Annotated in this window: 17 protein-coding genes, 2 tRNA genes and 1 other RNA gene; 11 read left to right on the top strand and 9 right to left on the bottom strand. The window is 40.4% G+C overall.

Annotated features, from left to right (window positions below; translation table 11 throughout):
• Positions 1-78: 78 nt before the first annotated feature.
• Positions 79-153, bottom strand: a tRNA-Pro gene (locus tag PZB74_RS04075).
• Positions 154-192: 39 nt separating this feature from the next.
• A tRNA-Ser gene (locus tag PZB74_RS04070) sits at positions 193-281 on the bottom strand.
• Positions 282-508: 227 nt separating this feature from the next.
• Here PZB74_RS04070 and PZB74_RS04065 point away from each other — a divergent pair.
• The 5 genes from PZB74_RS04065 to PZB74_RS04045 all read left to right on the top strand — a co-directional run bounded on the left by PZB74_RS04065 (position 509) and on the right by PZB74_RS04045 (position 5,204).
• The gene (locus tag PZB74_RS04065) at positions 509-1,477 is read left to right on the top strand and encodes a vWA domain-containing protein (protein ID WP_302241000.1); all 969 of its coding nucleotides are present in this window, start codon (positions 509-511) and stop codon (positions 1,475-1,477) included.
• On the top strand, positions 1,474-2,346 hold the full coding sequence (locus PZB74_RS04060; protein WP_302240998.1) for a hypothetical protein: 873 nt from the start codon (positions 1,474-1,476) through the stop codon (positions 2,344-2,346). Before PZB74_RS04065 ends, PZB74_RS04060 begins: the two co-directional genes overlap by 4 nt.
• A 41-nt stretch (positions 2,347-2,387) precedes the next feature.
• Entirely contained in the window at positions 2,388-3,569 is a 1,182-nt protein-coding gene (locus tag PZB74_RS04055; protein ID WP_302240997.1) for an acetyl-CoA C-acyltransferase, read from the top strand.
• Between the two features lie 64 nt (positions 3,570-3,633).
• Positions 3,634-4,027: RNase P RNA component class A (rnpB, locus tag PZB74_RS04050), an RNA gene on the top strand.
• A gap of 25 nt (positions 4,028-4,052) precedes the next feature.
• Positions 4,053-5,204, top strand: a complete 1,152-nt coding sequence (locus PZB74_RS04045) for a sigma-54-dependent transcriptional regulator (RefSeq protein ID WP_302240996.1) — start codon at positions 4,053-4,055, stop codon at positions 5,202-5,204.
• A 41-nt stretch (positions 5,205-5,245) separates the two neighbouring features.
• Here PZB74_RS04045 and PZB74_RS04040 read toward each other — a convergent pair whose 3' ends face one another.
• Together PZB74_RS04040 and PZB74_RS04035 are read right to left on the bottom strand one after the other, a co-directional pair.
• The gene (locus PZB74_RS04040) at positions 5,246-5,386 is read right to left on the bottom strand and encodes a hypothetical protein (protein WP_302240994.1); all 141 of its coding nucleotides are present in this window, start codon (positions 5,384-5,386) and stop codon (positions 5,246-5,248) included.
• A 96-nt stretch (positions 5,387-5,482) separates the two neighbouring features.
• Positions 5,483-6,490, bottom strand: a complete 1,008-nt coding sequence (locus PZB74_RS04035) for an acyl transferase (RefSeq protein ID WP_302240992.1) — start codon at positions 6,488-6,490, stop codon at positions 5,483-5,485.
• A 62-nt stretch (positions 6,491-6,552) separates the two neighbouring features.
• Between PZB74_RS04035 and PZB74_RS04030 the strand changes: the two genes are divergently transcribed.
• Positions 6,553-7,236 carry a hypothetical protein gene (locus tag PZB74_RS04030; protein WP_302240990.1) on the top strand — a complete coding sequence of 228 codons (684 nt, stop codon included), beginning with the start codon at positions 6,553-6,555 and terminating at the stop codon, positions 7,234-7,236.
• Here the strand turns inward: PZB74_RS04030 and PZB74_RS04025 are convergent.
• Positions 7,233-8,210: an ABC transporter ATP-binding protein gene (locus PZB74_RS04025; RefSeq protein WP_302240988.1), complete on the bottom strand. Its 978-nt coding sequence runs from the start codon at positions 8,208-8,210 to the stop codon at positions 7,233-7,235. The two genes, PZB74_RS04030 and PZB74_RS04025, sit on opposite strands and share 4 nt — an antisense overlap.
• Positions 8,211-8,397: 187 nt before the next feature.
• Between PZB74_RS04025 and PZB74_RS04020 the strand changes: the two genes are divergently transcribed.
• A complete protein-coding gene (locus PZB74_RS04020) occupies positions 8,398-10,017 on the top strand; it encodes a hypothetical protein (protein ID WP_302240987.1) in 1,620 nt (539 codons plus the stop codon).
• Between the two features lie 9 nt (positions 10,018-10,026).
• Positions 10,027-11,337 (top strand): DUF5723 family protein, encoded by a 1,311-nt coding sequence (locus PZB74_RS04015; protein WP_302240985.1) that lies wholly within the window; start codon positions 10,027-10,029, stop codon positions 11,335-11,337.
• On the opposite strand, the gene PZB74_RS04010 is transcribed toward PZB74_RS04015, so the two are convergent.
• Entirely contained in the window at positions 11,321-11,716 is a 396-nt protein-coding gene (locus PZB74_RS04010; RefSeq protein ID WP_302240983.1) for a hypothetical protein, read from the bottom strand. The genes PZB74_RS04015 and PZB74_RS04010 overlap by 17 nt on opposite strands.
• A 72-nt stretch (positions 11,717-11,788) precedes the next feature.
• Positions 11,789-11,995 (bottom strand): hypothetical protein, encoded by a 207-nt coding sequence (locus PZB74_RS04005; protein ID WP_302240982.1) that lies wholly within the window; start codon positions 11,993-11,995, stop codon positions 11,789-11,791.
• Between the two features lie 196 nt (positions 11,996-12,191).
• On the opposite strand from PZB74_RS04005, the gene PZB74_RS04000 reads away from it, so the two are divergent.
• The 3 genes from PZB74_RS04000 (at position 12,192) to PZB74_RS03990 (ending at position 16,042) form a co-directional block, all read left to right on the top strand.
• Positions 12,192-12,935, top strand: a complete 744-nt coding sequence (locus PZB74_RS04000; protein ID WP_302240980.1) for an L-type lectin-domain containing protein — start codon at positions 12,192-12,194, stop codon at positions 12,933-12,935.
• A gap of 93 nt (positions 12,936-13,028) precedes the next feature.
• A complete protein-coding gene (locus tag PZB74_RS03995) occupies positions 13,029-15,137 on the top strand; it encodes a ComEC/Rec2 family competence protein (protein WP_302240978.1) in 2,109 nt (702 codons plus the stop codon).
• Positions 15,134-16,042: a histone deacetylase family protein gene (locus tag PZB74_RS03990; RefSeq protein ID WP_302240977.1), complete on the top strand. Its 909-nt coding sequence runs from the start codon at positions 15,134-15,136 to the stop codon at positions 16,040-16,042. The genes PZB74_RS03995 and PZB74_RS03990 overlap by 4 nt, the downstream gene beginning before the upstream one ends.
• Here the strand turns inward: PZB74_RS03990 and PZB74_RS03985 are convergent.
• On the bottom strand, positions 16,039-18,369 hold the full coding sequence (locus tag PZB74_RS03985; protein ID WP_302240975.1) for a patatin-like phospholipase family protein: 2,331 nt from the start codon (positions 18,367-18,369) through the stop codon (positions 16,039-16,041). The two genes, PZB74_RS03990 and PZB74_RS03985, sit on opposite strands and share 4 nt — an antisense overlap.
• Positions 18,370-18,393: 24 nt before the next feature.
• Positions 18,394-19,575, bottom strand: coding sequence for a THUMP domain-containing class I SAM-dependent RNA methyltransferase (locus PZB74_RS03980; protein WP_302240974.1), 1,182 nt, complete (start codon positions 19,573-19,575; stop codon positions 18,394-18,396).
• Positions 19,576-19,616: the final 41 nt, after the last annotated feature.

The following is a 19,616-nucleotide window of genomic DNA, read 5'->3' as shown; positions in this document are numbered from 1 at the left end:
TTACAGGATAAAAAACTTAAGATGAGAAGCTGCAATAAAAAAAGCCACTTACAATTTTGTAAGTGGCTTGTGTCAAAGTCGGGGCGGCAGGATTCGAACCTGCGACCCCCTGCTCCCAAAGCAGGTACGCTAACCGGACTGCGCTACGCCCCGATGACTTAAGTTTTTTATAGGCCATTTGCCTAATCAGTGCGGAGAGAGGGGGATTCGAACCCCCGGTACGTTATGACACGTACGACAGTTTAGCAAACTGCTGGTTTAAGCCACTCACCCATCTCTCCGTGGCTTATAAAAAGGAAAACTAAAAACAGTCCCCCGTTTTTGGAAGTGCAAATATAGCATAAGATTTTTTAGATCTCCAAAGTATTGAGGAGAAATTTCTAATCTAATGTATATTCAGCTTTTTATCCGAATTTCATATTTCTGCATTGGAGGCTGTCTCTAAATTTTGCACTTTGAGCCTAATTTTTTCGTTATACAGTGTAATTTTGTTCAGAAGGAATAATCTATGGAGTGGTATCATCAATTTGGAAAAACAGAGTATGTATTCATTAGCCTCTTTCTGTTAGGCTATGTGTTGTACATCACGCGTATGATCAAAATTAGCCGCATACTAAAGACGAGCTTCCCGGCTATAGTTGCTAAGGTACTATTACGTACTCTTTATTTTCTGCTTTTTATGGTGGCTCTTTTGGGACCTCTTATGGGTAATGCGACTAAAGAGATACAGGCAGTAGGTAAAGATATATTTGTGGCGGTAGATTTGTCTCAATCCATGAATGCTACAGATATACAGCCCAGTAGGTTAGAGAAGCTAAAGTTTGAGCTTCGTGATCTGGTGAAATCATTTAGTTCTGATAGAATAGGACTTATTATCTTTTCTTCTGAAGCTTTCGTTCAATGCCCTCTTACTTATGATCAGAGTGCATTAAACTTGTTTATTGAAACACTGAACACCGGATTGGTACCTAATAGCGGAACTGATTTTGCCCCACCTTTACGTATGGCTTTATCTAAGCTGAAGGGGGATGAAAGTGTTCCCTCTCAACAAAAATCTAAAGTCATTATCTTGATTAGCGATGGCGAAGATTTTGGCGATGAAACTTCCGAGGTGGCCCAGGAAATTAAAAATGCAGGTATTAAACTTTTTACTTTAGGAGTAGGTACTAATGAAGGGAGTCAGATTTTGATGAGGGGTATACCTAAAACAGACCAGGAAGGCAATGTGGTAGTAACTAAGTTGGAAAGTGGGTCTCTACAGCAGTTGGCTGATGAAACTGGAGGTAAATACTTTGAAATTAATAACCGAAGAGATGATTCATCACGGCTAATTAATGCAATCAGCCAGATAGAAGGAGAGCTGAGAGATTCACGTCAGGTAGACACCTCATCCAACAAATACATCTATTTTTTAGTAGCAGGGGCTATACTATTCGCTATTGATCATTTGTTTAAATTTAAAACAGTAAAAATATGAAGTTAATCGTAGGCTTAATCGTTGTAGCGTTTACCGCCTTCGGAATCATAGCTAATATAGCTACCGTTAATCGTTTAAAAAAAGAGGCAGCGGCAGCTTACCAAAATGGTGAATACGAAAAAGCAATAGCTAACTATCAAACTCTTTTAGATTCATTAAACATAGAAGACCCGAATATTCGCCTGAATTTAGCACATTCATTAATTCAGGCCGGCGATACAGTTTCTGCTCAAAGAAACTACAATCGTTTACTAAGAACTGAGGATACTAACATCAAGTCGGTTGCATATCAGCAAATGGGAGTGATAGCCAGTGGTCAAAAGAAATATGAGGAGGCCTTAAGCATTTTTAAAGAGTCATTGAAAGCTAACCCTAGTAACGAAGAGGCTCGGTACAATTATGAGTTGGTCAAAGAGCTGCTAAAAAAGCAGGAAGAGCAGCAGCAAAATCAGGAGAATCAACAAAACCAGAACCAGCAGAACGACCAGCAAAAAGATAAAAACCAACAGGAGCAGCAACAAGAGCAAGATCAGCAACAAAACCAAAAAGGAGAGGAAGGAGAGCAGTCAGAGCAAAATGAGGAAGGACAGAAGCAGGAGCAGCAACAAGAGCAGCAAGGAGAAAGTGAAGGTGATCCACAAGACGCTGAGGAACAAAATACGCAACAGGGAGAGCAACAGGAAGAAGGTGACAAAAGCGATGAAGAGCAATCTGCTTCTCAGATGAGCGAACGTCTGAAGGAAATGAACATAAGTGAAGAAAAAGCGCGTATGATTCTGGAAGCTATGCGAAACAACGAAATGCAATATATTCAACAAAACCGCCGCCGTCAGGAAAAAGCCCGTGACCGAACAAAGCCAGATTGGTAGGTAGTTAGAATTTTTTAACCTAAAACAAACAACCCAAAAAAATGGAAGAAGTATATATCGTGTCAGCAGTGCGAACACCCATTGGTTCTTTTGGAGGGAGCCTCTCTGCACTAAGTGCAATTGAACTGGGCGCAGTCGCTATCAAAGGAGCTTTACAAAGAGCAAAACTTGAGCCTCAACAGGTACAGGAAGTACTGATGGGAAATGTAGTGTCTGCCAATTTAGGTCAGGCCCCTGCTCGTCAGGCTGCGGTAGCGGCCGGCATACCTTATGAGGTCCCCTGCACTACAATCAATAAAGTATGTTCCTCAGGCATGAAGTCAGTAATGTTTGCTGCACAATCTATTATGCTGGGGCAGCAAGACATTATAGTTGCTGGAGGTATGGAAAGTATGAGCAATATACCCTATTACCTGCCTAAGGCTCGCTTTGGCTATAAGTACGGCGGAGGTGAGCTGGTAGATGGGCTTGAAAAAGATGGCTTGTTTGAAGCTTACTATAAGTTTGCAATGGGTAATTGTGCTGATAATACGGCTAAAGAAATGCAGATAAGTCGTGAAGAGCAGGATGAATATGCTGTTAATTCTTACAAAAGAGTAGCTGCTGCTACAGAGTCCGGTCAACTTGGAGAGGAGATTGTGCCAGTTGATGTGCCACAGAGAAAGGGAGAACCTTTGATAATACAGGAAGATGAAGAATATAAAAGAGTTAACTACGAGAAAATTCCTTCATTACGTCCTGTCTTTTCAAAAGAAGGGACGGTAACTGCCGCCAATGCCTCTACTATTAATGATGGAGCTTCTGCATTGATACTCATGAGTAAAAAGAAGGCAGATGAACTTAACATTAAGCCTCTCGCTAAAATCAGAAGCTTTGCTGATGCAGCCCAAGATCCCCTCTGGTTTACTACCGCACCTTCACTGGCCATACCTAAAGCTATGAAGATGGCAGACATCAGCCAGGCAGATGTAGATTTCTTTGAGATAAACGAAGCTTTTTCTGCCGTTGCCATAGCCAATACCAGAAAGCTGGAGTTGAATCCGGAAAAGGTAAATGTTTTCGGCGGTGCCGTTGCTTTAGGACACCCTCTAGGTTGTTCTGGAGCTAGAATTATCACAACTTTAAACAATGTACTTAATCAAAAAGACGGGAGTATAGGAGTAGCAGGCATATGTAATGGTGGCGGTGGTGCCTCGGCTATCGTCATTGAGCGTATGAGCTAAACAGCCAGAAATTAGTAAATCCTTACGGAAACTTTTTAATATCACTTTGACTCACTAATATAGTGTTGCAAGCCATCTTATCGCTGTTCTGTGTAAGCAGAAGAGAGGAAAGTCCGGGCAGCACAGAGCGCCGTACTTCCTAACAGGAAGGATTCTGACTGGAGACGGTCAGGGTACAGATAGTGCCACAGAAAATATACCGTCTGCCATGGGCAGATAAGGGTGAAAAGGTGAGGTAAGAGCTCACCGCCCTGCTGGTGACAGCGGGGGCAGGGTAAACCTTACGGGCTGAAAGGTCAAATAAGCTGACATGTAGTAACATCTTGTTGCTCAATAGGGCTGCTCGTCCGTGTCAGCGGGTAGACCGATAGATCCTGTTAGTAATAGCAGGGCTAGATAGATGATAAGACGTTTTGTTCGCAAAACGACAGAACCCGGCTTATCGGCTTGCAACATTATTATTTTTATTACCAAATTTTTACTATGGCCAAAATCTTAATAATAGATGATGAAAAGGCGATACGTGGTTCTCTGAAAGAAATTCTTGAGTACGAAAAGTACAAAGTAGATGAAGCTGAAGATGGAGAGCAGGGGCTAAAGATGTTGAGCAAAGATCAGTACGATCTTGTACTACTTGACATTAAGATGCCCAATATGGATGGTATGGAAGTGCTGCAAAAAGCGATGGATGCCGGACATAGTGCTCAGTTTATTATGATTTCAGCTCATGGAAACATAGAGACTGCTGTAGAAGCTACCAAAATCGGAGCTTTTGATTTTATAGAGAAGCCGCCGGATCTTAATCGTTTGCTGGTTACTATTAAAAATGCATTGGATAAGTCTGACCTGGTGGCTGAAACTAAAGTCTTACGGAAGAAAATTTCTGGTGTAGTAGATATTGTGGGTGAGTCAGAACCCATCCACGAAGTAAAAAATACAATTGAACGTGTTGCACCTACAGAGGCTCGTGTACTTATAACCGGCCCTAACGGAACCGGTAAAGAACTGGTTGCTAAATGGCTGCATGCTCTCAGTAACCGTGCCTCGGCCCCTCTGGTGGAAGTAAACTGTGCTGCAATTCCTTCAGAACTGATCGAAAGCGAACTCTTTGGCCATGAGAAAGGCTCGTTTACCTCAGCGATCAAACAGAAAAAGGGAAGGTTTGAACAGGCCCACGGAGGTACTTTATTTCTGGACGAAATAGGGGATATGAGTCTGTCGGCTCAGGCAAAAGTGTTGCGAGCTCTGCAAGAACATAAGATTACCCGGGTAGGAGGGGATAAGGCAATCAATGTAGATGTTCGGGTCTTGGCGGCTACCAACAAAGATCTTAAAAAAGAGATTGAAGAAGGTAACTTTCGTGAAGATCTTTACCACCGCCTGAGTGTGATACTAATACATGTGCCTCCACTTAAGGAGCGTAAAGATGATATACCTCTGCTGGTTGATAAGTTTCTTAACGACATAGCAGGTGAGTATGGAGCGCCACCCAAAACAATTACAGCAGATGCCTTAAAAGAACTTCAAAGTTTTGAATGGACAGGTAATATCCGTGAATTACGAAACGTGGTAGAACGACTGGTAATTATGTGTGATACAGAAATTACCGCTCAGGACGTTTCAAAATATGCCTGAACCAACAAAAGAGCAGCCTGTGTTGCTCTTTTGCTGTTTTATTACATATTTCTTTCTGCTTCTACCTGCTTTTGCACAATAGGGGCTTTTTTATCTATAGCGTATGCAGGGCAAGAAACTCTAGGTGCACAAGAAGCTGCAGATATCATAATTATAGCGGCAAAAAGTAATACTGATTTCATGTCTGAGTTGTTTTTGTTATATTCTATAATTCAAATATACAATAAACATTACATGTGTCAAATATTTTATTAGAAAAGTTAAATTTTATTGCATCGCTATAGTGCTACCATCAGGTTACATCCTCTGACATCAGATTGATCAAATCGTCCTAAAACCTCAAAATAGCCAGTTTCATGATGATACCTTCCTAAATCCTGAGTTTCTATAAATGCACAAGAATGTACATTTGCCAGATCTATTACATTGATGCCGCCATAGCGTAGGCTTTGATCCAGGCAAAAGGGATCATTGATATCTCTGATTAGTACACGCATCCAGGAAGGACATTGAAACAAACCTTTATAATGTGCATAGGCCTGAGAAAGCAATTCCGTCATACCATATTCTGAGTGGATATGATTAAGCTGGAATCCATTTGTAAGTATGTAGTGTAGTTCTTGCCTGATCATCTCCTTCCTTCTGCCTTTCATGCCTCCGGTTTCCATAACAATTACCCCCTCCAACTTAGGACTATAATTTTCTGCAAGCTCCAGCAAGGCAAACGTAACCCCTAGCAATAGTACCTTTCTGCCAGTTTTTTTGGCTTCTTGTATCTGAGCAAGAAGCCTGTCGTATTCGTTTAGGTAAAAGCCGGAAAGATCGGATTGGCTGAGTTGAATAAAATGATCAGCCATAGCTACCAACGAGGCATGTTTTCTTTCCAGGTAAGATGGGAGCAAAGCAAACACATGAAAATCTTCTAACTTTCCGTATTGTGTCTCAAAAATTTGCCGACATACTTTTAAATAAAACTCAGTATCTGCAAGGTAGTGCCTGCTTCTTTGCTGTCCCGTAGTACCACTACTTTCATAATATGTGTAGCTTTCTGTCTTTTCTGTTTCATCAATGCTAACCACTTTATGATCTTTAAAAAAAGCGATAGGCAAAAAAGGTATATGCTCCAGGCGTTTGACCTCCTCAACCCGAATACTTAAATTTTCTATGTAAAGCTTATATACAGGGTTGTGCTCTGCCTGCCATCTGAAAAGTGAGAGAGCATACTCTTCAAAGTTTTGAGCATTTATGCTGAATAAGTTATCTTTAAAAAATTGCGCATTTTGCATAGCGGTGTATATCAAAAGGGTGTTTGATGCGTTAATATGATACTATCTGTTAAGCTACTAATATGAAAAATAATTCTTCCCTATTGTTAGTTTTTATACTGCTTCTTGGGTTTAGCAGTTGCTACGATGAGCCTGAATTTCCTAACGAGCCATTTATTGTAGGGTATGATGGAGATAGAGGCCTGGTATTTAAGGAGGTAGAAGAAACTGGTAAACCTGATACCCTGGCTATCAGAGTACAGATTCAGGATGGAAATGGCGATTTGGGCATAAATGATGACAGCTCACCATTTTTTTATCCAGTAGATAACCAGGGTAACTATATTCGGTTTGACCCCGAAAAAGATGAGTTTGACTGTCGTGTGTTCAATTTTCAGACCTATATAGGTACAGATAGTGTTTTTGATACGATACAATACCAGCTTAACCCTGACTACTATAATTTTTTAGTAGATATATATGTGAAGGGGGAAGAAGAGTATGAGCTTTATGATTTTAGAGCCAACTGTCAGTCTCCTCCCAGTGGACGTTTTCCTCCTCTGAAGAAAAGTTTTGAAAATAATAAGCCTATTGAAGGAGTAATTCAGTACAACCTGCCTTCTTTTGGACTTCTTCCACTGTTTAGAAATGACTCATTGAAGATAAGTGTACAGATTATAGATAGAGCAGGTAATAAGAGTAATGTTAAAGTCAGTGAGCCTTTTACTTTAAGAGGGGTGCAGGTAGATAGTGAAGATGAAGGTTAGGCTTCGCTCCACTGCTTTTTTAACTGATAAAAATATTGAATTAATTTTTCGCGGCTAAGCATTAAGCTTGGCCTTTTTTTATGCGCTGCTTGTAATATGTTTACATAGGAGGCATCTTCTCTTTCTAAAGTTTCTAAAGCATCTAGCAAGCTAATATTATCCTGTAAATCAATACACATAGAATGAACTTGCTCTATCTCGTTTGTTATTAAAGGTACAATGTCTTTAAGATTAACAACCTGAAGCTCCAGACGAAATCTTTGGGTGTTGAAAAAGCTTTTGACAAAACTGTTTTTAGGTCTAAATATTAGCTCCTGTGCGCTACCTTGCTGCTGAATTTTACCTTTATCCATCAAGCAGATTTTATCTCCTAATGTTATTGCTTCAAATACATCATGACTCACCATTAGCATAGTTTTGTTTTTAATCGTGTCTAGCCGGAGAAATTCTTTCAGTATTTGCTGTTTAGTAATAGGGTCTAATGCTCCGAAAGGTTCATCAAGCAAAATAAGTTCTGGATCGGCAGCTAGTGCTCTGGCAAGGCCTACTCTTTGTTGTTGTCCCCCGCTAAGTTCGTGAGGAAAGCGTGTTAACATAGTTTCGGGTAGCCCCATAAGATGCATTAATTCTGTACAGCGCTCTTTTGTTCTCTTTTTTGACCATTCCAGGAGAGAGGGTACAAGCCCAATATTTTGCTCAACGGTGTAGTGAGGAAACAAACCTACACTTTGAATAACATAGCCAATATTTCTCCTAAGCTCTTCAGGAGTTTGTAATTTCACATCTTTTCCACCAACATAAACACTACCACTGGAAGGCTCTATTAGGCGGTTAATCATTTTTAGGGTAGTAGTTTTACCACAACCGCTAGTGCCCAGCAATACCATAGTTTCCCCTTCAGGTATCTGAAAGGAGATTCCATCAACTGCTGTTTTACCTTCAAAAATTTTACTTAGTGCTTTTACTTCTATCATGGGAGCTATGTGCCGGAGTGTAGCAATGCTGCTTATTAATGCAACTTGCAGATACTCAATAAGTATGAATTATGACCAATATATCACTTAAGTATAGAAAGGCCATACTAGGATTATTTTAATCATGGCATGCTAATGATATTGCGTAGTGTTTTAGAAATATCCCTGTCAAAGGTCTACTATGTGTATGAATAAACTCTTTACCCCAAAACGCTTAAAGACTACAGCTTTTGCCGCCGCTACCTTGCTGGCAGCTAGCTGTATGCCTGAAGATGATTTTCAGGATATAGAGGTATTGGCTCCTTCGCCTTCCCTCTCATTACCTATCCTGAATACAAATTTAAAAGTAAGTGACCTCATCAGAACAGATGATGGTGGGCTGCTTGAGGAAAACTCTGATAACAGCTATAGCTTATTTTACAGACAAAATATTCAGAGCCAACCCGTAGGAGCATATTTTCCTCCAATTCCCGATCAGCAATACGATGAAAGCTTTTCGCTAGGAATCAGTGCTCCTGCTTTCAACTGGTCTCCTGAGCCAGTAACTGTAGATGGAAAAATTCCTATGAATACTGGAGATCTGGCACTATATGGTATTGAGTGCAAATCTGGTGCTTTGCAAATAAGTATGAGTTCAGATTATGACCACAACATTAGCATTATCCTTACACTTTTAGATCTGGTAGATGCAAATCAGGAGCCTATGGTTTTTGAATTTGACCTGGTTTGGGGAAATCGTTACAGTGTACAGAGTAAAGAGCTTGCGGGCTATATGCTTAATATAGATAACGAAGAGATAAGATATACAATGGAGATAGGTATTAGTGGATCAGGTAATGCGATTAACTCCTATGAGCAAATCTATATGGGCTTAAATATGTCTGATATAGATTTTTCTTTTCTTAAAGGAAACTTCAGCAATATTACAATTCCTGTAAAAGCAGATACTCTGGAAATACCATTCCTTGCCAATGCTATCAACGGAGAAGTAGCTTTAAACCCTAACTTCAAAGTAGATTTTGTAAACAGCTTTGGAGTACCTGTATCTCCAGACCTAAGCAATATTTACGTAGAAAGAAATAGCGGAAACGTGAGACTTCAGGATGAAGGAGATAGTGAGTTTTTCAGTGGTAACTTTGAATTTCCTTATTTACAGGACCGTAATGATCTTCCCGCGGTTAAGTCGCAGTTGGTAGACGAAAATAACTCAAATCTGGAAGATGCTTTTGCAGAACTTCCCAGAGGGATTGCTTACTGGTTCGGCTTTACTATGAACAGTGGAGAGCAAGACACAAGCTTTGTTACTGATGAAAGTATGATAGGTGTTGATTTAGAAGTAGAGTTACCACTGGAGGGGAGGTTTGATGTGTTACTTGAAGACACCATAGATGTAGATCTGGACTTTGAGCAGGAAGTAGAAGAACTTAAAGTTCTGATTAAAACTGAAAATGAATTTCCGATAGATGCCGGCTTACAGGTTTTCTTCCTAGACGCTGAAGGTAACAGGCTATATGATACCAGCGGTGAGCCTATTAAGTTGTTTGCCGATGAAGCCAAGTTTCTGGAAGCGGCTCAGATTACAAATTCTAGCACTGGCGAAACTAAGGCTACATCTATAGATATGCCTATCTCTGCTACTATCAGCCAGGAAAAATATGAGCTTATCAAACAGGCAGGTAGCATTCTAATACAAGCGGGCTTAAAGAGCAAGAGTGAAGAAGAAGATAGAATCAGATTGTATTCTTTCTACAACATACGCTTTAGCATGGCCATGCAAGTCAAATCCTCTCTTAATATTTCAAACTAATTGGCGAAGATGAAATATATTTACTTAACAGGCCTTTTATTAGCAACATTTATACAGACGGCATGGGCACAGCAGGAGCTAACGCTTCATAATATGAGCAGTATTTTCCAGTCTGCGCATACCAACCCTGCGATGCAGCATAAGCATAAGGTTATCATCTCTTTGGCATCATCGTACCAGATAAACGCTAAAAATACCGGTTTTACTTACAATCAGCTACTGGCTCAGGTAGAAACTGACGAAACAGGGCAGAGAGTATTGGATCTAGGTCAGTTAGCAGATCAACTCAAATTAAATGGTAAAGACTATGTACATACCAGTGCTTCATTAGATGTATTTGGTTTGAGCTTTAAAGCAGGTAAAAACCGCTTTTCATTAAATGTAACTGAACATATGCAGGCTCGTCTAGGCTACTCAGATGCAATTTTAAATCTAGCGGTAAATGGAAATGTACCTGGCAGCACTATCAATCTTGATGGTTATACATTCAATGGTACCCACTACAGAGAAATTGGTTTAGGTTATAACAGGAAGATATTAGAAGATGACAAACTGATTGTGGGTGGACGAGTAAAATCGCTATTTGGGATGTCTAATGTGAGAACTGTTCGTTCAGATGTTGGTCTTACTACTGCTGAGGAAAATGACCTTTACGAAATAACTGCTAATGCTGACATTTTGGTACGAACTTCAGGTATTGAAATGCTGGAAGAGGGAGAGACTGACTACATCACAAATATGGATAACAAGGGTCTTGGGGTTGATTTAGGGGCAAGCTATCGTTATTCAGACAAATGGACTTTTAGTGCGTCAGTGATTAATCTGGGGTATATCAGCTGGAAGAAAGGAGTGACCAATTATGAGTCTAAAGGAGAGTACGTGTTTAGCGGTATAGATAACGACGAACTCTTTAACGGTAACTTTGATTTTGATGCGACCGAAGTGTTAGACTCTATCACCAGCATATTTGAATTTGACGAAACCGAAGGGAAGTATACTACTTCTTTACCTACTCAGGTTTATTTGTCTGGTTTTTATCAGTTAGCTCATAAAACTACGGCTTCAGCTACTTTGTATTCAGACTTCGTAGGAGGTTTCCGTAAAGGAATGTCATTAGGAGTTACTCAAACTGTAGGCCGTTGGTTTCAGGCTTCAGCTACTTATACCATGCACGCTCGTTCTTATAACAACCTGGGGCTTGGTATAGCGGTAGGTACGGGCTTCCAACTATATGCAGTTACTGATAACATTATTTCGCTAATGCAGCCAGGAAATGCCAAGCTGGTAAATATGAGAGCTGGATTTAACTTTCTTTTTTAATGGCGAAATAACCTAACAGTACGCCTAAGAGTGCTCCTGCTACATATAATGCGGTTTTCCAGGTGAGCTGTTGCTTAAGGTAGGAAGGCGCAATCTTAAAATACTTTATTGCTGCTTTAGAGTTACGTCCCAAGACAATCCAGTCTTCATGGGCTACTCTAACAATTACAGGCTGACGCTGCTCCAAAAGGGCAGCGTTAGTTTTTCCTATGGCTTTCAGACTTGGTTTAAAAGGTAGTGGAATCTGGGTGAAGCTATTAAAGCTTTGTCTGTTAGGGAAGTCCAGTACCAGACTGCCATCCTGTTCATTCTGCACCTTAATCTCACCTGCTTTACTTTGAATACTCAGATCAGCAAAAACTTTTACTGGCTTAGCCATAACGGAGATATTTAAAATATAAAAAATATAGGCAAAAGCTTTTGTCAGCCCTTGCCCATTACTCTTGTCTGCTTACTGATTTACGTTATCAGTCGTAGTAATTTTTATTGTACCGTTCATTTTCCAATGTGCGGCATCAGCGTCGTTTGCTCCTGCTTTGCTCGGAACAAATAGTTCAAAATCATCAAATTTATAAGTGATTTCTGCATTACGACCTGTTAGCTTATCATATAAACCTATAGCTAGCTCTGGCCAGGTTTTAGTTTCTTCTTGTGCCATAGTAATAATAGTTTAATTAGTGAATTAATTTCCAAATTGGCTTATATCTAATACCAGAAAAACCTTAAAATGTTTATGGTTTTTCTGTCAGCGAGATATCAATTTATATGTATTCACATAAAATTTCTTATCTTATATTAGCGCTCTGAGCAGCACATTATCTGCACTTGGGATTGTCATTACTACCACTTCACCTATGAAAACATTGCTGATCTATAGATTTTGGCTATTTTGTTTGTGCTGGCCATGTGTGCTACAGGCTCAGTTTGAACTCAGGGGAACTGCTGACTATATGCCTTCTGGTTGCATCATGCTTACACCAGATGAACCATATGCCGAAGGGATTGCCTATAGTACCAATAAACTTGATCTGGCTGATTATTTTGAGATAGAATTTGATATTTATTTGGGAAACAAAGATGAGTATGGTGCAGATGGTATTGCATTTGTCATCCATAATGACCCCCGTGGGTTTAATGCATTTGGTACCTATGGTGAAGGAATAGGTTATGGGCGATTTAATCCGGCGTTTGCTTCAGGTAATTTTATTGCTCCCTCTATTGCCGTTGAGTTTGACACCTATTACAACCCCATCCAAAATGATCCGCCCGAAGATCATGTAGCTTATCTGGAAAATGGAAGTAGCTACCACGAAGATTACTGGAGTGGTAATGATGAAAGCTTTGACATGGAAGATGATCGTATGCATAACTTCCGATTTAGTTGGAACCCGGAAACCACCGAAGTAATAGTTACTCTGGACAACAATATTGTTTTTCAAGGGAAGAGAAACCTGGTAGAAGATGTATTTAATGGAGACACTGAAGTAATATGGGGGTTTACAGCCTCTACAGGGCGTAAATATAACCTTCAGTACTTCTGTTTCCGAAGGATTGCCTACCATAAGCCCAAAACTAACCCACTCTTAGCCGAGAAATAGCCTGTCTTTCTTACAAAGTCATATTAAAACTACTTAGGATAAAATATTATATCGCTCCCTTTGTATTTTTAGATAGGAAATATTGAAGAGAGTATGTTGAAGTGGGTTCCCTATCCTTTTCTAAGACTATGTCCCGTATTCATTTGTGGTATATTGCTCGCTCAGGTAGCTACCAGCAGATTACCAGTTGCTTTGTTATGCATAATTGCATTCTTATATGCATTTATAGCTTTTGCCCTGCCTAAACGTTTACGCTTTCAGTGGAGTAGTATTGTTGGTATGCTTGGCTTACTTTGGCTATTATTTACCTCAGTCTATTATACCCAATATCGCCAGGAAACTATTCATCCCTATCACCTTAGTCAGTTAGAAGAAAGCTACTCATTCTATGAGGCTGTGGTGATGGAACCTGCTACACCAAAGGCCAATTCTTACAAAAGTTTGCTCAAAGTGAGGCATGTGGTAGTTGAAGATAGTAGTGGTTTAAATGTTAAGCCTGCTAAAGCTACTATAATCGTCTATCAACCTAAGGCTGATAGTCTGAAGCTTCTCAACTACGGAGATATTATATTGGTAAAAGCCAGGCCGCAGAAAGTAAAAGCTCCTGCCAACCCTAACGAATTTGATTATCGCCAGTTTTTATCATATCAGCAAGTGTACCACCAGCAATATCTAAAGGGTGATGACTGGGTGTTAAAAGAAAAAACTTCTGGGAATGTAGTTATGGCATTTGCCTATCAGCTAAGAGAGAATTGCCGTAAAATATTTGAAGAAGGAATACAAGACAGGCAGGCAAGGAGTATTGCTCTGGCTTTGGTATTAGGTATCAAGTCTGAACTGGATCATGAAATCAGGAGTGCTTATGCAGCAGCGGGGGCAATGCATGTACTAGCCGTCTCTGGTTTGCATGTTGGTATCATTTATATGGTTTTGCTTTTCTTTTTAAAACCTATAAAGAAATCGGGTAAGTGGGGTAGAGTACTCATAGCAGTTCTAAGTCTACTTTTGTTATGGGCTTATGCTTTACTTACAGGTTTATCTCCTTCGGTTATGCGCGCTGCTACAATGTTTAGCTTTATAGTTATTGCCGATGCTAGCAGAAGACAAACCAATATTTACAATACTATAGCGGCATCAGCATTTTTCTTACTACTCTACAATCCCTTCCTACTTATGTCAGTTGGCTTTCAGCTTTCGTATCTGGCGGTATTAGGCATTGTATATTTACAGCCCAAAATATCCAACTGGGTTACTGTAGAAAGTAGGTTTTTAAACTGGTGCTGGGAGTTAACAGCCGTTTCTTTAGCAGCACAGATAGTCACGTTCCCTTTAGGTTTACTGTATTTCCAGCAGTTTCCGGTATATTTCTGGCTGTCTAATTTGTTGGTAATACCTGCTGCCTATGCTATACTTTCTCTGGCTTTGTGCTGTTTTACGATAAGTGCCATACTTCCTTCTGTGGTAGTTTACTTTACTGCTTTGCTAGAGCATGTAATACTGTCTGTAAATTATGGGGTAAAGCTTATAGAAAAATTTCCGTACAGTGTTATTCAAGATGTTTATTTTAGTCGTTGGGAAGCTATTCTTCTTTATCTGGGAATAGTTTTTTTATTGTTATTACTCCACTATCGGCAGTTTAAATATATGTTGTGTCTCTGCACAGTTTTTCTGCTGATGTTTTCCTTACGCTGGCTTCATATTTATCAGGAATACAATACTCAAAGCATTACTTTTTATCATGTAAAAAAAGATACGCATATTGATTTTACTACCAAACGTACCAATATCCATTTAGGAGAAACAAATGAAAAACTGGCTTACCATATTAAACCTAATCAGATCTACAAGGGGGTTAAAAATACCCTCTCAGGGGAAGAGCTAGCTTCCCAAAGTATGGCAGTAAAAGATTGGAGAAACTTCAGGTTTCTGGTTTGGAAGGGTCAAAAAATAGCAATGATTACTCAGCCTTTAGACGCTCAGTATCTTCTGTCCGAATCTCTTTCAGTAGATATACTATTGGTTTGCAATAATGCTATCTCCTCCTTAAGCGAATTAGGTAAACTTCTTTCGTACAAGCAGCTGGTTATAGATAGTTCAAATACTTACTACCATGCGCTTAAACTTTCTCAGGAGGCTGAGGAACTAAAATTGAACTATCATTGTGTACCTCTTCAGGGTGCATATGAGTATCAGTTAAATTGAAACCTATTCAAATCTTTTATTCCGAAAAATACCACTACGCTTTGCCTGAAGGACATCGCTTCCCTATTGACAAATACGTACTGGTAAAAGAACAACTACTTTACCAGGGAATTATCCAACCTGAACAATTGAACGATCCCGGTTTGGTTGAAGACGAAACTATTTATTTGGTTCACACTCAGGAATACTGGCAACAGGTAAAATCGCTCAATCTCCCTCCATGCATGGTGCGTCGTATAGGCTTACCTAATACGGATGTATCTGTACTCCGTGCCAGATGTAGTGTAAATGGCACCATTAAAGCTGCTCAGGCGGCTTTAAAAAACGGTATAGGTATGAATCTGGCCGGTGGTACTCATCACGCCTATCCAGATAGGGGAGAGGGCTTTAGTACACTCAATGATATAGCTATTGCATCTACTTTTTTGCTAAAAGAAGAGCTGGTAAAACGTATACTTATTATTGACCTGGATGTACATCAGGGCAATGGAAACGCATTTATATTTGGGCAAAACCCTTTTGTGTTTACCTTTAGTATGCATGGGAAAGATAACTACCCCATACCTAAGGAAAACTCTGATCTGGATATAGCTCTGAGTACCGGAACAGGAGATAAAGAGTACTTGGAAATATTGGGTCGCACACTCCCGGATCTTTTTATCCATCATTGTCCTGATATTGTTTTTTATCAGGCTGGAGTAGATGTGCTGGAAACAGATAAGTTGGGAAAGCTCTCTTTGACCAAAGAAGGCTGTCTAACGCGCGACAGAATTGTTTTTCAGGCTTGTCAAAAGTATGGCGTACCACTTGCTACGAGTATGGGTGGAGGGTATTCCGCTAAAATCGCCGATATTGTAGATGCACATAGTAACACATTTAAAGTAGCACACGAAATATTTGCTTAGTGCAAAAGCTCCTGAAGCCTGCTAAGTGCCTGCTGATTTTTGGGGTGCTGTATGTTGTTGGTAATATTATCTTTTTCGCGGCTGGTGAGGTGCCAGCTTAAAGAGGGGCGCTCCCTGATAATTTCGATATTTTTATTACTTAGATGGTCCCAATGGGGGTAGTACTCTAGGTTAATCTGCTCAAAAGGTACATCCAGCCAGCTTTGCATATACTCCAGGCGGTCGTCATTGTTAATATCCTGGGTATCAAAAAGGTTGTTGTAAAGGAAACGGAAAGGAGCTGTCATCCGCTTTAGAAGAGAGCTGCCACTAGGCTTCTGTACAGGTTCAATCTTCTCTGAGTCGCGAATGCATACAAACACCACTCCCGAAGTGTTTTCATTGATCCACTCCTTAAAAACATAGAGAAAACGAATAGCATCAGCAATACCAAAGTTATCTGTAAGGCCAGCATCTACTATTTGAACTCTTGGCTCGGTAGGCATACTAATGTTAGGAGTAACGTAAGGGAAAGCGGCATTCATTCTTAAGGCTGTCAGGTAACGTAGATTGCCAGCATCATGATTTTCAAAAAAGCGCATAAAATCTACACCTTTTAACTTTTTATGATGTCCGGCTATACCGATTTCTGGCTCTGAATTCATATACGATACATGCTGAGGGGAGATGTATAGCTTTCTCCCATCATTTACAATTACCGGAGAGAGAAATATCATAGGAATCATAGATGAGCGCTCCGGTTCCCGATAGTCAATTAGCTTTTTGTCTAGTATGCCTTCGGTATTTTTGTTGAGCTGCTGCTCAAAGGCATACCCTCTATCTTTTAGATAGCGTTTGCCCTCTACCTCAAAGGGCTGAAGGCGTACAAACAGATCGTTTACCAGTAAGGTAAAGATGATAGCATTTAGGTTATCCCTTCCTAGCTGTTCTATATACTTAGGGCTGTATACCGAAGGCAACAGGCTTTCTTTCTGAGATACAAACTGTACAATAGGTTCATGGGTAGTTTGTTGCTCCCTCAACTTTTCTCTTAGTATAAGTTCACGAAAATAAGACGCACCTACCAGGCCACCTGATGCGCCACTAATAAGCTGGGTATGGTTCATGAGCTTGCCATGCGTCAGGCTATCTGCCGTTTGCAGAGCTACCATCGTCCAGAGTGCTGCCCGCAGTCCGCCACCGCTGGTACAGATAAAGCTTATTTTTGGTTTAGATGCTGTATCGGACAGGCTAACTTTATTTTTCCAGTTTTCCAGAATTTGCTGTGTAGAGGCCTTGTCCTGATTGTAATGCAGACTATCATTCTGCTGATACAATTCATCCAGAGTGTACTTGGAGTAGGGAATTTCGTAGTTGAGGCCAAATGCTTTGTAAGTCGTACTCACCCAATTGTTTTTTACGGCTGCATTAAGTAAGAAAAATATCAATATAACTACCGTAGTTGCCCAACCCCTAAGCCAGTAGGTAAGCGCGCCAATCAGCATCATAATAATAGTTAGCAGCAAAACGCTGCTGGCCGCTGCAGGAATCTGAAAAAGAGGACGATCATGAAAAAAGCCTAAAGCAAAAATTACGACAAGTATAACTGCTTCTATTATAATAGAGTTGAGGTGATTTTGGTCAAAGACTTTGGTAACAAGTTCTTTGTCATACGAGCCGGTTGGCGCTTTACGAAGTTTGCAGTTGATATCTATATAATGGACTACACGCTTCTGCTTCTTTCTTGCGGCGGTCAGGTTTTGCATAATTCGCTTTCGCGAGATCGTTACCTTTTTAAGCTGGCGATTAACGTTGGAGGCTACAAATTTGAAAATATCAACATTAGTAAGCTTAAAATAGGCAAACAGGAATACCATCATGAGCAAAAAGCCACAAAGCAGTCCCGCAACTTTGAGAAAGATATCCCAATGAGTATTATACTCATACTCCAGCTGAAAGCTGATGATCTTGAAAATATAAGTGATCAGAAATGCGAATGGAATGATCGCATTGTTAAAAGCCAGCTTGGCAAAAGGGCGAGACAATACGCCTAAAAAGCTGAAACTATTACCATCAAGAATATAGCAGGTGATATGGTAAGCCATAGTCAACCCCCCAATGGCAATACCCACAATAAAGAAGCTGAAGAAATCAACCCGGCCCAAATACTCAGGATCCAGAAAAAGATACGGAATACCCAGGTTTTTGCCCACACTACCCGTAACCGCAGAGAAAAGAAAGACCCAGCTTAGCAGCAAGAGCTGATTTTTACGCAAGTGCAGCACCAATAGCTGTACTGGTAATGAGTAGTAAACGGGGTCAATTATCTTTTCTTTATATCGCTTCATCGCTGTCTCTACAATAATGTAGCCTCACCTTTTTCCAGTATACAATTCGTATTCCAAAAGCCTGGAATCAATCTTCCCATTCAGAAATTCCATACGTCGGCGAGTTCTAAGCCCAACTTGCTTGGATAAGTTGAGATTGCCGGTAAAAATGTAACCCTGGTAGCCAGCACATTTCTGCTTAAAAAAGTCTCCCATCTCTTTATACAGCTCTGCTAACTGTTGTTCTTCGCCCAGCCTTTCTCCATAAGGCGGGTTGATAACTACCACTGCTTTTCCATCTTGCTCATCTGGGGCAGGAGGAAGTTCAGTCTCACTAAATTCTGAGATCTCAAAACGAATTAGGCCGGCTACACCTGCTTTAGCTGCATTTTGTCGTGCTGCCATAATCGCCTGAGGGTCGCGATCCGTTGCAATAATGCTAGGAAGCTGGTTTGTATAAGCATTAATAGACTTTTTAAAAGTCTTTGAAGCCTCAAAGCGCATATCTTCCCATACTTTCTGGTCAAATGTTTTTAAATGCATAAAGGCAAAGTTAGTTCTTAGCAAGCCTGGCGCTTTATTTACCTTAAGCAGAGCCGCCTCTATAGCTAGCGTACCGCTACCACACATAGGGTTAACAAACGGAAGCTCAACATTCCACTTTGTAGATTTAACAATAGCAGCAGCCAGGGCCTCTTGCATAGGGGCTTCTACAGTTACTTTACGATAGCTATGACGAGCAATACTCTCACCAGAAGTATCCAGAAAGATACCTGCTTCACGATCTTTCCAGTGCAGAAAAACTACAATCTGATCTTGGCGTGGGCCACTGTCGGGTCGCTTACCGTAACGGTCCTGCAAATGATCTACTATAGCATCTTTTACTTTCAGGTTAGCAAAACGGGTATCGCGTATACTTGGATTTTTGACGAAGGAACTCACGCTAAAATATGAGCTGGCAGGGATGTAATCTTTCCACGCTATGGTTCTCAATTGCCGGTAAAGCTGATCGGCATTGGCAGAACGAAAACGCTTAATTTGGTACAAAACGCGGTGTGCTGTACGCAAATGCAAATTAAGGTACATGCAATCTTTTAAGCTGCCTTCGGTGGTTACCTCTAATATACTACTTGCTTTTACGGGATAGCCTAATGCTTTTACCTCTTCGGCCAAAATCTGACTGATATGGGGGGCACAGGTTATTACAATGGTTCTTTTTTCATTCATCTGACAAAGTTGGTATCAATAAATATGAATCAAAAGAACTT

It is taken from the genome of Porifericola rhodea (assembly GCF_030506305.1).
Taxonomy (GTDB): Bacteria; Bacteroidota; Bacteroidia; order Cytophagales; family Cyclobacteriaceae; genus Catalinimonas; species Catalinimonas rhodea.
The sequence above is the reverse complement of the archived record's forward strand: the minus strand, read 5'-3'. Positions and strand labels throughout refer to the sequence as shown.

Coding starts and splice junctions, on each gene's coding strand:
- PZB74_RS04065 (WP_302241000.1), top strand. CDS start 509: ATGGAGTGGTATCATCAATTTGGAAAAACAGAGTATGTATTCATTAGC.
- PZB74_RS04060 (WP_302240998.1), top strand. CDS start 1,474: ATGAAGTTAATCGTAGGCTTAATCGTTGTAGCGTTTACCGCCTTCGGA.
- PZB74_RS04055 (WP_302240997.1), top strand. CDS start 2,388: ATGGAAGAAGTATATATCGTGTCAGCAGTGCGAACACCCATTGGTTCT.
- PZB74_RS04045 (WP_302240996.1), top strand. CDS start 4,053: ATGGCCAAAATCTTAATAATAGATGATGAAAAGGCGATACGTGGTTCT.
- PZB74_RS04040 (WP_302240994.1), bottom strand. CDS start 5,386: ATGAAATCAGTATTACTTTTTGCCGCTATAATTATGATATCTGCAGCT.
- PZB74_RS04035 (WP_302240992.1), bottom strand. CDS start 6,490: ATGCAAAATGCGCAATTTTTTAAAGATAACTTATTCAGCATAAATGCT.
- PZB74_RS04030 (WP_302240990.1), top strand. CDS start 6,553: ATGAAAAATAATTCTTCCCTATTGTTAGTTTTTATACTGCTTCTTGGG.
- PZB74_RS04025 (WP_302240988.1), bottom strand. CDS start 8,210: ATGATAGAAGTAAAAGCACTAAGTAAAATTTTTGAAGGTAAAACAGCA.
- PZB74_RS04020 (WP_302240987.1), top strand. CDS start 8,398: ATGAATAAACTCTTTACCCCAAAACGCTTAAAGACTACAGCTTTTGCC.
- PZB74_RS04015 (WP_302240985.1), top strand. CDS start 10,027: ATGAAATATATTTACTTAACAGGCCTTTTATTAGCAACATTTATACAG.
- PZB74_RS04010 (WP_302240983.1), bottom strand. CDS start 11,716: ATGGCTAAGCCAGTAAAAGTTTTTGCTGATCTGAGTATTCAAAGTAAA.
- PZB74_RS04005 (WP_302240982.1), bottom strand. CDS start 11,995: ATGGCACAAGAAGAAACTAAAACCTGGCCAGAGCTAGCTATAGGTTTA.
- PZB74_RS04000 (WP_302240980.1), top strand. CDS start 12,192: ATGAAAACATTGCTGATCTATAGATTTTGGCTATTTTGTTTGTGCTGG.
- PZB74_RS03995 (WP_302240978.1), top strand. CDS start 13,029: ATGTTGAAGTGGGTTCCCTATCCTTTTCTAAGACTATGTCCCGTATTC.
- PZB74_RS03985 (WP_302240975.1), bottom strand. CDS start 18,369: ATGAAGCGATATAAAGAAAAGATAATTGACCCCGTTTACTACTCATTA.
- PZB74_RS03980 (WP_302240974.1), bottom strand. CDS start 19,575: ATGAATGAAAAAAGAACCATTGTAATAACCTGTGCCCCCCATATCAGT.